Annotated in this window: 13 protein-coding genes; 1 reads left to right on the forward strand and 12 read right to left on the reverse strand. The window is 69.7% G+C overall.

Annotation, left to right across the window (positions count from 1 at the left end; all coding sequences use genetic code 11):
* The 12 genes from coaBC to pyrR form a co-directional block, all read right to left on the reverse strand.
* On the reverse strand, positions 1-652 hold a 652-nt coding region (gene coaBC, locus ACFVYN_RS32275), incomplete at its 3' end, for a bifunctional phosphopantothenoylcysteine decarboxylase/phosphopantothenate--cysteine ligase CoaBC (protein ID WP_390005035.1).
* Between the two features lie 126 nt (positions 653-778).
* Entirely contained in the window at positions 779-1,051 is a 273-nt protein-coding gene (gene rpoZ / locus ACFVYN_RS32280) for a DNA-directed RNA polymerase subunit omega (protein WP_003988945.1), read from the reverse strand.
* A 65-nt stretch (positions 1,052-1,116) separates the two neighbouring features.
* Positions 1,117-1,710, reverse strand: a complete 594-nt coding sequence (gene gmk / locus ACFVYN_RS32285; protein WP_352389961.1) for a guanylate kinase — start codon at positions 1,708-1,710, stop codon at positions 1,117-1,119.
* Positions 1,711-1,770: 60 nt separating this feature from the next.
* On the reverse strand, positions 1,771-2,094 hold the full coding sequence (locus ACFVYN_RS32290; protein ID WP_003977346.1) for an integration host factor: 324 nt from the start codon (positions 2,092-2,094) through the stop codon (positions 1,771-1,773).
* 278 nt (positions 2,095-2,372) lie between these two features.
* Positions 2,373-3,212: an orotidine-5'-phosphate decarboxylase gene (gene pyrF, locus ACFVYN_RS32295; RefSeq protein ID WP_390005038.1), complete on the reverse strand. Its 840-nt coding sequence runs from the start codon at positions 3,210-3,212 to the stop codon at positions 2,373-2,375.
* Entirely contained in the window at positions 3,209-4,318 is a 1,110-nt protein-coding gene (locus tag ACFVYN_RS32300; RefSeq protein WP_390005040.1) for a quinone-dependent dihydroorotate dehydrogenase, read from the reverse strand. The genes pyrF and ACFVYN_RS32300 overlap by 4 nt, the downstream gene beginning before the upstream one ends.
* 51 nt (positions 4,319-4,369) lie before the next feature.
* Positions 4,370-7,678 carry a carbamoyl-phosphate synthase large subunit gene (gene carB, locus ACFVYN_RS32305; RefSeq protein WP_390005043.1) on the reverse strand — a complete coding sequence of 1,103 codons (3,309 nt, stop codon included), beginning with the start codon at positions 7,676-7,678 and terminating at the stop codon, positions 4,370-4,372.
* Entirely contained in the window at positions 7,671-8,813 is a 1,143-nt protein-coding gene (gene carA / locus ACFVYN_RS32310; RefSeq protein ID WP_390005046.1) for a glutamine-hydrolyzing carbamoyl-phosphate synthase small subunit, read from the reverse strand. The genes carB and carA overlap by 8 nt, the downstream gene beginning before the upstream one ends.
* Positions 8,810-9,388, reverse strand: a complete 579-nt coding sequence (locus ACFVYN_RS32315; RefSeq protein WP_390005050.1) for a hypothetical protein — start codon at positions 9,386-9,388, stop codon at positions 8,810-8,812. Before ACFVYN_RS32315 ends, carA begins: the two co-directional genes overlap by 4 nt.
* Positions 9,385-10,671, reverse strand: coding sequence for a dihydroorotase (locus ACFVYN_RS32320; RefSeq protein WP_390005053.1), 1,287 nt, complete (start codon positions 10,669-10,671; stop codon positions 9,385-9,387). The genes ACFVYN_RS32315 and ACFVYN_RS32320 overlap by 4 nt, the downstream gene beginning before the upstream one ends.
* Before the next feature lie 5 nt (positions 10,672-10,676).
* A complete protein-coding gene (locus ACFVYN_RS32325; protein WP_390005056.1) occupies positions 10,677-11,654 on the reverse strand; it encodes an aspartate carbamoyltransferase catalytic subunit in 978 nt (325 codons plus the stop codon).
* Between the two features lie 80 nt (positions 11,655-11,734).
* Positions 11,735-12,310: a bifunctional pyr operon transcriptional regulator/uracil phosphoribosyltransferase PyrR gene (gene pyrR, locus ACFVYN_RS32330; RefSeq protein ID WP_390005059.1), complete on the reverse strand. Its 576-nt coding sequence runs from the start codon at positions 12,308-12,310 to the stop codon at positions 11,735-11,737.
* A 253-nt stretch (positions 12,311-12,563) separates the two neighbouring features.
* Here pyrR and bldD point away from each other — a divergent pair, with 253 nt between their 5' ends.
* Positions 12,564-13,064 carry a transcriptional regulator BldD gene (gene bldD, locus ACFVYN_RS32335; RefSeq protein ID WP_007380685.1) on the forward strand — a complete coding sequence of 167 codons (501 nt, stop codon included), beginning with the start codon at positions 12,564-12,566 and terminating at the stop codon, positions 13,062-13,064.
* Positions 13,065-13,125: the final 61 nt, after the last annotated feature.

Below are 13,125 nucleotides of genomic sequence, written 5' to 3' on the forward strand. Positions count from 1 at the left end.
CGTACCCCTGCTTGCCGGAGGAGCGGTTGCCGAGGAAGCGGACCGGGTCGAGGGGCTCGCGCGTGCCGCCGGCGCTGACGACGACGTGCCGGCCCTTGAGGTCGGGCTCGGTGAGCCCGCGGGCCAGCACGCGACGGCAGACCTCGAAGATCTCGGCCGGGTCCGGCAGCCGGCCCTTGCCGGTGTCGACGCCGGTCAGCCGGCCGACGGCCGGTTCGATCACGAGGGCGCCGCGGCGGCGCAGGGTCGCCACGTTCTCCTGGGTGGCCGGGTGCTCCCACATCTCCGTGTGCATGGCGGGCGCGAAGACGACCGGACAGCGGGCCGTCAGGAGCGTGTTGGTGAGCAGGTCGTCCGCCAGGCCGTGCGCCGCCTTGGCGAGCATGTCGGCGGTGGCCGGGGCCACGACCACGAGGTCGGCGTGCTGCCCGATGCGCACGTGCGGGACCTCGTGGACGTCGTCCCATACCTCGGTGGAGACGGGATGGCCGGACAGGGCGGACCAGGTCGCGGCGCCCACGAAGTGCAGCGCCGAGGCGGTGGGGACGACGCGGACGTCGTGGCCGGACTCCGTGAGCCTTCTGAGCAGCTCGCAGGCCTTGTACGCGGCGATGCCTCCGCTGACCCCCAGCACGACCTTCGGCTTGTCCACCGTCTCTCCCCGTCCTTGATCGGCTCGGCAACGTACGAGTGCGACGTACGGGTCCATCACACACCACAGGCCCGACAGTCACGCTGCCGGGCCTGTGGATAAGTCAGCGAAAAGCTGAAAGTACTACTACTGCGCGGGGCCCTCGACGGCCTCGGACGTCAGCAGACCCGCGTTGATCTCGCGGAGGGCGATCGAGAGCGGCTTCTCGTGGACGTGGGTGTCCACCAGCGGACCGACGTACTCAAGCAGACCCTCGCCGAGCTGCGAGTAGTACGCGTTGATCTGGCGGGCCCGCTTGGCCGCGTAGATCACGAGGCTGTACTTCGAGTCCGTGGCCTCGAGGAGCTCGTCGATCGGCGGGTTGATGATGCCCTCGGGCGCGGAGATGGAAGAGGACACGCTCTACCTTCCGATGGATGGGAAAGAATCAGTGCGAATGATCAAGCCTTGATGAGCAGGCACGATCACACAACATCCATCAAGGCTAGCAGCTCGCGCGCCACGTCCTCGACGGAGGTGTTGACCAGGGTCACATCGAACTCGGGTTCAGCCGCCAGTTCGATCTTCGCCGCGTCCAGGCGGCGCTCGATCACCTCGGGCGGCTCGGTGCCACGTCCGGTGAGTCTGCGCACGAGCTCCTCCCAGGAGGGAGGAGCCAGGAACACCAGCTGGGCGTCCGTCATGGACTCACGGACCTGCCGGGCCCCCTGGAGGTCGATCTCCAGGAGGACGGGTTCGCCCGCCTCCAGCCGCTCCAGCACGGCCGCTCGCGGCGTGCCGTAGCGGTTGCCGGCGAACTCCGCCCACTCCAGCAACTCACCGTTGGCGATCAGCTTGTCCATCTCCTCGTCGGTGACGAAGAAGTACTGGACACCGTGCTTCTCGCCGGGGCGGGGCCTGCGGGTCGTCGCCGACACCGAGAGCCAGACCTCGGGGTGTTCCTTGCGCATATGGGCGACGACCGTGCTCTTACCGACCCCCGAGGGGCCGGAGAGCACGGTCAGCCGCGGACGTACGTCCGGGGGCTCGGGGGTCGTCCCCCGGAATGTTGCAGCCATGCAGCGATTATTCCAGCAATCCCGGAGTGCCCGGGACTCCCTTCCCGGAGAGACCCGGGTTCAGGAACCGGTGCTGCCGAACTCACGCTCCAGAGAAGCGATCTGGTTGGAGCCGAGACCGCGCACCCGGCGGCTCTCGGAGATGCCGAGCCGCTCCATGATCTGCTTGGCGCGGACCTTGCCCACGCCCGGCAGGGATTCGAGCAGCGCCGAGACCTTCATCTTCCCGATGACGTCGTTCTCCTGGCCCTGCTTGATGACCTCGTGGAGAGAGGCGCCGGAGTGCTTGAGTCGATTCTTGACCTCGGCCCGCTCCCGGCGAGCCGCGGCGGCCTTTTCGAGCGCGGCTGCGCGCTGTTCAGGGGTAAGGGGCGGAAGAGCCACGCCTACGTCACCTCGGATGTCGAACTGTCGGATACGGACCGGTGAGGAACCTAGTCGCCCCACACCTGGTGAGCCACGAGCAACACGCTCGCCCGTTGACCCTGCGTCGGAGACTAGCGGCCAAGTCCGCCAGAGTCAGCGAGAACAGCGGAAAAGTCCTGGTCAGCCTCCGTCAGGCCGGACATTTCAGACATACTGCCCCAGATTTGAGGATGTATTCAGACTCAAGCGGGCCTCGAACCCCTCGTCGGAGGACTCGAACGAGGGGTTCGAACGCGTCATCCGGTCGGCTGCGCGGCCCGGATCTCCTCGGCGAACCGGTCGGCGGACGCCCGCAGGGCTCCGGCGTCGGGGCCGTGCCGCAACAACCCGCGGCTCACGTTGGGGACGACATTGCGGATCGCCGCCCCGAAGACCCGGGGGAGATCGGCCGGGGTGGCCCCCTGGGCGCCGACGCCGGGCGCGAGGAGCGGGCCGTTGATGTCCAGGTCGTACGACGACAGATCGCCCAGCGTGGCCCCGACGACGGCACCGAAGGACCCCAGGGGCTCCTCTCCCGCGTTCTCGGCGGCCAGGTGGCCCAGCATGGTCGCGCCGACGTTCCGGCCGTCCGCACGGACGGCGTGCTGGACCTCGCCGCCCTCCGGGTTGGAGGTCAGGGCGAGCACGAACAGACCCGCGCCGCTCTCGCGGGCCAGCGCGATGGCCGGCGAGAGCGAGCCGTAGCCGAGGTACGGCGACACGGTCAGCGCGTCCGAGAACAGCGGGGAGTCCTTGCGCAGGAAGGCCTCGGCGTACGCGGCCATGGTCGAGCCGATGTCGCCGCGCTTGGCGTCCATGAGGACCAGCGCACCGGCCGCGCGGGCCTCCTCGACGGTCTTCTCCAGGACGGCGACGCCCCGCGAGCCGAAGCGCTCGAAGAACGCGCTCTGGGGCTTGAACAAGGCCACTCGGTCGGACAGCGCCTCGACGACCGTGCGGCTGAACCGCTCCAGACCGGCCACGTCGTCGTTCAAGCCCCACTCGGCGAGCAGCGAGGCGTGCGGGTCGATCCCCACGCACAGCGGGCCGCGTTCGTCCATGGCGCTGCGCAGGCGAGCACCGAACGGCTCGGTCATACCGTGACCTTCCTCACATCGGCGCCGACCGCGTCGGCGAGGGTGGCGTACGGGCTCGTGCGCAGGCGCGCGGCGAGGCCCTTGTGGACGGCGCGAGCCCAGAAGGGGCCCTCGTAGACGAAGGCGCTGTAGCCCTGGACCAGCGTGGCACCCGCCAGGATGCGCTGCCAGGCGTCCTCGGCGTTCTCCACGCCCCCGACGCCCACCAGGGTGATCCGGTCGCCCACGCGCGCGTACAGGCGCCTCAGGACCTCCAGGGAGCGCTCCTTGAGGGGTGCTCCCGAGAGGCCGCCCGTCTCCTGCACCAGGGCGGGCCCGGATGCCAGACCGAGTCCCTCGCGTGCGATGGTGGTGTTGGTGGCGATGATGCCGTCCAGGCCGAGCTCGACGGCCAGGTCGGCGACCGCGTCGACGTCCTCGTCCGCGAGGTCGGGGGCGATCTTCACCAGGAGCGGGACGTGCCGGTGCGCGACGATCCGGTCGGCGGCCTCGCGGACGGCGGTCAGGAGCGGGCGCAGCACCTCGGTGGCCTGGAGGTTGCGCAGGCCGGGTGTGTTGGGCGAGGACACGTTCACGACGAGGTAGTCCGCGAAGGGCGCGAGGCGCTCCGCCGACTTCACATAGTCGCCGACCGCCTCGGCCTCGGGGACGACCTTGGTCTTGCCGATGTTGACGCCCACGACGGTCTTGAAGACCGGCTCACGGGACGCCAGACGGGCCGCCACGGCCAGCGAGCCCTCGTTGTTGAAGCCCATCCGGTTGATGAGCGCGCGGTCCGGCACGAGGCGGAACAGCCGCTTCTTGGGATTGCCCGGCTGGGCCTCCCCCGTCACCGTGCCGATCTCGATGTGGTCGAAGCCCAGCATCGCCATGCCGTCGATCGCGACCGCGTTCTTGTCGAAGCCCGCGGCGAGACCGAAGGGGCCGTGCATGCGCAGCCCGAAGGCCTCGGTGCGCAGCTCCTTGTAACGGGGCGCGAGGGCGGCGGCGAGGAAGGTGCGCAGTACGGGGACGCGGACGGCGAGCCGGATCCAGCGGAAGGCTAGGTGGTGGGCCTTCTCGGGGTCCAGGCGCTTGAAGACGAGATTGAAGAAGATCTTGTACATGGTGTCCTCATGAAGAGGGGGACACCGTTTCCGGTGTCCCCCTCAGGGCTGCTAGTCGCGGGCCGCGGTCAGGTGCTGCGCGTGTTCCTGGAGCGAACGGACGCCCACGTCACCGTGGTTGAGGGCGTCGATGCCCTGGACGGCGGCGGCGAGCGCCTGGACCGTCGTCAGACACGGGACCGACCGCGCCACGGCCGCCGTACGGATCTCGTAGCCGTCGAGGCGCCCGCCGGTGCCGTACGGGGTGTTGACGATGAGGTCGACCTCGCCGTCGTGGATGAGCTGGACGATGGTCTTCTCACCGTTCGGGCCGGTGCCCTCGGACTGCTTGCGCACGACGGTGGCGTTGATGCCGTTGCGCTTGAGGACCTCGGCCGTGCCGGAGGTGGCGAGCAGCTCGAAGCCGTGGGCGACGAGCTCGCGTGCCGGGAAGATCATCGAGCGCTTGTCGCGGTTGGCGACCGAGATGAACGCACGGCCCTTGGTGGGCAGCGGGCCGTAGGCGCCGGCCTGCGACTTGGCGTACGCCGTGCCGAAGACGGAGTCGATGCCCATGACCTCGCCGGTGGAGCGCATCTCCGGGCCGAGGACCGTGTCGACGCCGCGGCCGTGGATGTCGCGGAACCGCGACCACGGCATGACGGCCTCCTTGACGGAGATCGGTGCGTCCAGCGGAAGTTCGCCGCCGTCGCCGTTGGCGGGCAGCAGGCCCTCGGCGCGCAGTTCGGCGACGGTCGCGCCCAGCGAGATGCGGGCTGCGGCCTTGGCGAGCGGCACCGCGGTCGCCTTCGACGTGAAGGGGACGGTGCGGGACGCGCGCGGGTTGGCCTCCAGGACGTAGAGGATGTCGCCGGCCATCGCGAACTGGATGTTGATCAGGCCCCGGACGCCCACCCCGCGCGCGATGGCCTCCGTGGAGGCCCGCAGCCGCTTGATGTCGAAGCCGCCCAGGGTGATCGGCGGCAGCGCACACGCCGAGTCGCCGGAGTGGATGCCGGCCTCCTCGATGTGCTCCATCACGCCGCCCAGGTAGAGCTCCTGGCCGTCGTAGAGGGCGTCGACGTCGATCTCGATCGCGTCGTCCAGGAACCGGTCGACCAGGACCGGCCGCGAGGGGCTGATCTCGGTCGACTCGGCGATGTAGGACTCCAGGCGGGTCTCGTCGTAGACGATCTCCATGCCCCGGCCGCCCAGGACGTAGGAGGGCCGTACGAGGACCGGGTAGCCGATCTCGTCCGCGATCGCCTTGGCGCCTGCGAAGGTGGTGGCGGTGCCGTGCTTGGGGGCCGGCAGGCCCGCCTCGGCGAGGACACGGCCGAAGGCGCCGCGGTCCTCGGCGGCGTGGATCGCCTCGGGCGGGGTGCCCACGACGGGTACGCCGTTGTCCTTGAGCGCCTGCGCCAGGCCCAGCGGGGTCTGGCCGCCGAGCTGCACGATGACGCCCGCGACCGGGCCGGCCTGCTGTTCCGCGTGGACGATCTCCAGGACGTCCTCCAGGGTGAGCGGCTCGAAGTACAGCCGGTCGGAGGTGTCGTAGTCGGTGGAGACGGTCTCCGGGTTGCAGTTGACCATCACCGTCTCGTACCCGGCGTCCGACAGCGCGAAGGACGCGTGCACGCAGGAGTAGTCGAACTCGATGCCCTGGCCGATGCGGTTGGGACCGGAGCCCAGGATGATCACCGCGGGCTTGGTCCGGGGCGCGACCTCACTCTCCTCGTCGTAGGAGGAGTAGAAGTACGGCGTTTTCGCGGCGAACTCGGCCGCGCAGGTGTCGACCGTCTTGTAGACCGGGCGTACGCCGAGCGCGTGCCGCACCTCGCGCACCACGTCCTCGCGCAGACCGCGGATCTCGCCGATCTGCTGGTCGGAGAAGCCGTGCCGCTTGGCCTCGGCGAGCAGGTCGGCGTCGAGGCGGTCGGCGGCGGCCAGCTCGTCCGCGATCTCCTTGATCAGGAAGAGCTGGTCGACGAACCAGGGGTCGATCTTCGTGTACGCGAAGACCTCCTCGGGCGTGGCGCCCGCGCGGATGGCCTGCATGACGGTGTTGATGCGGCCGTCGGTGGGCCGAACCGACTCCTCCAGGAGGGCGGTCTTGTCACCGGGCTCGCCCACGAAGGTGAACTGGCTGCCCTTCTTCTCCAGCGAGCGCAGCGCCTTCTGGAAGGCCTCGGTGAAGTTGCGGCCGATCGCCATGGCCTCGCCGACCGACTTCATGGTGGTCGTGAGGGTCGAGTCGGCGGACGGGAACTTCTCGAAGGCGAACCGGGGGGCCTTGACCACCACGTAGTCGAGAGTCGGCTCGAAGGAGGCCGGGGTCTGCTCGGTGATGTCGTTCGGGATCTCGTCCAGCGTGTAGCCGACGGCGAGCTTCGCGGCGATCTTGGCGATCGGGAAGCCGGTCGCCTTGGAGGCGAGCGCCGAGGAACGCGACACGCGCGGGTTCATCTCGATGACGATCACGCGGCCGTCCTCGGGGTCCACCGCGAACTGGATGTTGCAGCCGCCGGTGTCGACGCCGACCTCGCGGATGATCGCGATGCCGACGTCACGCAGCACCTGGTACTCGCGGTCGGTCAGCGTCATGGCGGGCGCGACGGTGATCGAGTCGCCGGTGTGCACGCCCATCGGGTCGAAGTTCTCGATGGAGCAGACGACCACGACGTTGTCGTGCTTGTCGCGCATCAGCTCCAGTTCGTACTCCTTCCAGCCGAGGATGGACTCCTCCAGGAGCACCTCGGTGGTCGGCGAGAGGGTCAGGCCCTGGCCGGCGATGCGGCGCAGTTCCTCCTCGTCGTGCGCGAAGCCGGAGCCGGCGCCGCCCATGGTGAAGGACGGGCGGACGACGACCGGGTAGCCGCCGAGCGTCTCGACGCCCTGCAGGACGTCGTCCATGGAGTGGCAGATGACCGAGCGGGCGGACTCGCCGTGCCCGATCTTCTTGCGGACCTCCTCCACAACGCCCTTGAACAGGTCGCGGTCCTCGCCCTTGTTGATCGCCTCGACGTTGGCGCCGATCAGCTCGACGCCGTACTTCTCCAGCACACCCTGCTCGTGCATGGAGATCGCCGTGTTGAGGGCCGTCTGGCCGCCCAGGGTGGGCAGCAGGGCGTCGGGGCGCTCCTTGGCGATGATCTTCTCGACGAACTCCGGGGTGATCGGCTCGACGTAGGTGGCGTCGGCGATCTCCGGGTCGGTCATGATCGTCGCCGGGTTGGAGTTGACGAGGATGACGCGCAGGCCCTCGGCCTTGAGCACGCGGCATGCCTGGGTGCCGGAGTAGTCGAACTCGGCGGCCTGGCCGATGACGATCGGGCCGGAGCCGATGACCAGGACGGACTGGATATCGGTGCGCTTAGGCACGCTGGCCCTCCATCAGAGATACGAAGCGGTCGAACAGGTAGGCGGCGTCGTGCGGGCCCGCTGCCGCTTCGGGGTGGTACTGGACGGAGAACGCCGGCTGGTCGAGCAGCTGGAGTCCCTCCACGACGTCGTCGTTCAGGCACACGTGGGAGACCTCGGCGCGGCCGAACTTCGTCTCGCTGACCTTGTCGAGCGGCGCGTCCACGGCGAATCCGTGGTTGTGCGCGGTGACCTCGACCTTGCCGGTGGTCCGGTCCTGCACGGGCTGGTTGATGCCCCGGTGGCCGTACTTCAGCTTGTAGGTGCCGAAGCCGAGGGCGCGGCCGAGGATCTGGTTGCCGAAGCAGATGCCGAACAGCGGCGTCCGGCGCTCCAGAACGGCGGTCATGAGCGCGACCGGGCCTTCGGCGTTGGCCGGGTCGCCGGGCCCGTTGGAGAAGAAGACCCCGTCGGGAGCGACGGCGTAGACCTCCTCCGGGCTGGCCGTGGCCGGCAGCACGTGCACCTCGATGCCGCGCTCGGCCATGCGGTGCGGGGTCATGCCCTTGATGCCGAGGTCGATCGCGGCGACGGTGAACTTCTTCTCGCCGACCGCGGGGACGACGTACGCCTCCTTGGTGGCGACCTCCTCGTACAGCGAGGCGCCCTTCATGTGCGGCTGGGCCTGCACGCGCGCGACGAGTTCGGGCTCGGCGGCGATCGCCTCGCCGGAGAAGATCCCGGCGCGCATGGAACCGCGCTCGCGCAGGTGGCGGGTGAGCGCGCGGGTGTCGATGCCGCTGATGCCGACGACGCCCTGCGCGACCAGCTCGTCGTCCAGGGAGCGCTGGGAGCGCCAGTTGGACGGCACGCGCGCGGGGTCGCGCACGACATACCCGGAGACCCAGATGCGCCGCGACTCGTCGTCCTCGTCGTTCCAGCCGGTGTTGCCGATCTGCGGGGCGGTCGCGACGACGATCTGGCGGGCGTACGACGGGTCGGTCAGGGTCTCCTGGTAGCCCGTCATGCCGGTGGAGAACACGGCCTCACCGAAGGTCTCCCCCACGGCCCCGTAGGCACGGCCGCGGAAGATCCGGCCGTCCTCCAGGACGAGTACCGCAGGAGCCTTCGAGGCTCCCCTAGTGGAGGTCGTCATCGTGCGCCTTCCGTTTCCGTCTTGTTGATCATGGAGTTAATGGCGTCGACCCACTCGGTGTGCTCGGCCGCGTGGTCCGAGCGGAACCCGGAGTCGATCAGCCGGTCGCCGTGCGCCCAGGTCACCAGGAGCAGCCCGCCCTCGGTCAGGACCTTGCCGGCGATGCCCTTGCCGAGCACCGCCTCGCGCAGGGCCTCGCGCGGGACGAAGAAGTCGGTGGCTCCGGGTCGTACGACGTCCAGTCCCTTGTCCGTGAGCGTGAGCTCGACCCGGCTGCGGGTGCCCAGGCCGTGCGCCACGATCCGGTCGAGCCACTGCCCCGCGGTGGTGGAGCCGTGGTAGCGGCCGCTCATGCTCAGTCTCGCCGGGCCCGGGTCGTCCGGCACGGCGGGAAGCTCGGGCAGGTCGCCCTGGAGCGTGCCGCGCCACTTCCAGCCCTCGCGCATCAGCCAGTAGACGAGCGCGACGAACAGGGCGAGGCCGACGAGCCAGCCGATGCGGGCGGCCCAGTCGGTGACCTCGGCCGACTTCCTCTCGGCTGCGAGACCGGCGGCCAGCAGGATTTCAGATGTCACGTGAGCTTCCCGTCGACGAGCGTGGCCTTGCCCCGGAGCCACGTGTGCGTGACACGGCCCGGCAGCTCACGCCCCTCGTACGGAGTGTTGCGGCTGCGCGAGGCGAAGCCCGCGGGGTCCACCGACCCACGGTATTCCGTGTCGACCAGCGTGAGGTTGGCGGGCTCACCAGCCGAGACGGGACGGCCGTGTCCGGTGGCCCGTCCGATGCGGGCGGGCGCGAAGGACATGCGCTCGGCGACCCCGGCCCAGTCGAGGAGTCCGGTGTCCACCATGGTCTCCTGCACCACTGACAACGCGGTCTCCAGGCCGACCATGCCCATGGCGGCGGCGGCCCACTCGCAGTCCTTGTCCTCGTGCGGGTGCGGGGCGTGGTCGGTGGCGACGATGTCGATCGTGCCGTCGGCGAGCGCCTCGCGCAGGGCGAGCACGTCCCGCTCGGTGCGCAGCGGCGGGTTCACCTTGTAGACCGGGTTGTACGACCGGACCAGCTCGTCGGTGAGGAGCAGGTGGTGCGGGGTGACCTCGGCGGTGACGTCGATGCCGCGGGACTTGGCCCAGCGCACGATCTCGACGGACCCGGCCGTCGACAGGTGGCAGATGTGGACGCGGGAGCCGACGTGCTCGGCGAGCAGGACGTCCCGGGCGATGATCGACTCCTCGGCCACCGCGGGCCAGCCCCCGAGCCCCAGCTCGGCGGAGACGACGCCCTCGTTCATCTGGGCGCCCTCGGTCAGCCGCGGCTCCTGCGCGTGCTGGGCGACGACCCCGCCGAAGGCCTTCACGTACTCCAGCGCCCGCCGCATCATCACGGCGTCGTCGACGCACTTGCCGTCGTCGGAGAAGACGGTGACACCGGCGGCCGACTCGTGCATGGCGCCCAGTTCGGCGAGCTTCTTGCCCTCCAGGCCGACGGTGACGGCTCCGATGGGCTGGACGTCGCAGTAACCGTGCTCCTGGCCGAGCCGGTAGACCTGCTCGACCACACCGGCGGTGTCGGCGACCGGGAAGGTGTTGGCCATGGCGAACACGGCCGTGTAGCCGCCGGAGGCGGCCGCGCGGGTGCCGGTCAGGACGGTCTCGGAGTCCTCGCGGCCCGGCTCCCGCAGATGGGTGTGCAGGTCGACCAGGCCCGGCAGGAGCAGCTTGCCGGCCGCCTCGACGACCTCGGCGCCCTCGTCCGGGAGCCCGGTGCCGACCGCCTCGATGACCGGGCCGTCGATCAGCACGTCCTGCGGCTCGCCGCCGAGCACCTTCGCACCACGGATCAGGATCTTGCTCATGTGACTTACTTCTCCTCGGTACGGGTGTGGCTGACGGCGGGTTCGTTGCCACCCAGAAGCAGGTACAGAACGGCCATCCGGATGGAGACTCCGTTTGCGACCTGCTCGACGACGGTGCAGCGGTCGGAGTCGGCGACCTCGGCGGTGATCTCCATGCCGCGGACCATCGGGCCGGGGTGCATCACGATCGCGTGCTCGGGCATCCGCGCCATGCGGTCGCCGTCGAGGCCGTAGCGCCGCGAGTACTCGCGCTCGGTCGGGAAGAACGCGGCGTTCATGCGCTCCCGCTGCACGCGCAGCATCATCACCGCGTCGGACTTGGCGAGCGTGCTGTCGAGGTCGTACGCCACCTGGCAGGGCCAGGCCCCGACGCCGACCGGCACCAGGGTGGGCGGGGCGACGAGGGTGACCTCGGCGCCGAGGGTGTGCAGCAGGTCGACGTTGGAGCGGGCGACGCGGCTGTGCAGGACGTCCCCGACGATGGTGATGCGCTTGCCGGCGAGGTCCTGGCCGATCCCGGTGTCCCGCCCGACGAGCCGGCGGCGCATGGTGAACGCGTCCAGCAGGGCCTGGGTCGGGTGCTGGTGCGTGCCGTCACCGGCGTTGATGACGGCCGCGTCGATCCAGCCGGAGTTGGCGAGGCGGTACGGCGCTCCCGAGGCTCCGTGCCGGATGACGACGGCGTCGACGCCCATGGCCTCCAGGGTCTGGGCGGTGTCCTTGAGGGACTCGCCCTTGGACACGCTGGAACCCTTGGCGGTGAAGTTGATGACGTCCGCCGAAAGCCGCTTCTCGGCGGCCTCGAAGGAGATACGCGTACGCGTGGAGTCCTCGAAGAAGAGGTTGACGATCGTGCGGCCGCGCAGGGTCGGAAGTTTCTTGATCGGCCGGTCGGCGACCCGGGCCATCTCCTCGGCGGTGTCGAGGATCAGGACGGCGTCGTCGCGGGTGAGGTCGGCGGCCGAGATGAGATGACGCTGCATCTGTCAGGCTCCGTAAGGCAGTTCAGGGGAGATTCGAGGCAGGCGTGGGCACGCCGAGGACAGGCGTGCCTCGGAGCTCGCTAGTGGGCCGGCTTCACACCGAGCAGCACGGTGTCGCGACCGTCCTCCTCGACGAGCTGGACCCTGACCGTCTCCCGCAACGACGTGGGGAGGTTCTTGCCGACGTAGTCGGCGCGGATGGGCAGTTCGCGGTGGCCTCTGTCGACGAGGACCGCGAGCTGCACCGCGCGAGGGCGCCCGATGTCGTTCAGTGCGTCCAGGGCTGCGCGGATGGTGCGGCCGGAGAAGAGCACGTCGTCGACGAGGACGACCAGGCGGCCGTCGATGCCGTCACCGGGGATCTCGGTGCGGGCCAGCGCACGCGGCGGGTGCATGCGCAGATCGTCGCGGTACATGGTGATGTCGAGTGAACCGACCGGGATGCCACGGCCGGTGATCTCCTCCAGCTTCGCGGCGAGCCGCTGGGCGAGGAAGACGCCTCGGGTGGGGATGCCGAGGAGCACCACGTCGTCGGCGCCCTTGGCGCGTTCGACGATCTCGTGGGCGATGCGGGTCAGCACACGTGCGATGTCGGGGCCTTCGAGAACGGGCCGGGCATCGGACGCGTGGATGTCGGAAGTGTCCTGCGTGTCCATAAGAAACGGACCTCCTTCTCCGCCTCACGGGACGGACCTTAAAGGACGTCGGATTTGCGCCATCCACCGTACCAGGCCGGAACGAGGTCCCTGATCACCCCTTCGGCCCAATCAGCCACCACTCTCACGGAAGAGTCGGTGTGGACCATTCGGCTTGACGCACAAGAGTCACGCTGCGTAACCTCACAGTGAGTTACCAGACGCGCGGCTCGAAACCACTGGGGCCGCGTCGATCCAGTGTCCGGGGAGCTATATGTCCAGCGAATACGCCAAACAGCTCGGGGCCAAGCTCCGGGCCATCCGCACCCAGCAGGGCCTTTCCCTCCACGGTGTCGAGGAGAAGTCCCAGGGACGCTGGAAGGCGGTCGTGGTCGGTTCGTACGAGCGCGGCGACCGCGCGGTGACCGTGCAGCGTCTTGCCGAGTTGGCGGATTTCTACGGCGTTCCGGTGCAGGAACTGCTGCCCGGCACCACTCCGGGCGGGGCCGCCGAGCCCCCGCCGAAGCTGGTCCTGGACCTGGAGCGGCTGGCCCACGTCCCGGCCGAGAAGGCGGGCCCCCTCCAGCGCTACGCCGCGACGATCCAGTCCCAGCGCGGTGACTACAACGGCAAGGTGCTCTCGATCCGCCAGGACGACCTGCGCACACTCGCCGTCATCTACGACCAGTCGCCCTCGGTCCTCACCGAGCAGCTGATCAGCTGGGGTGTGCTCGACGCGGACGCGCGTCGCGCGGTGTCCCACGAGGACAGCTGAGCCGCTCCCAGCCTCAGCAGAAACGTGCCGCCGGGGTGGCCGGAACTTCACGGTTCCGGCC

Source organism: Streptomyces sp. NPDC058307 (genome assembly GCF_042880295.1).
Taxonomy (GTDB): domain Bacteria; phylum Actinomycetota; class Actinomycetes; order Streptomycetales; family Streptomycetaceae; genus Streptomyces.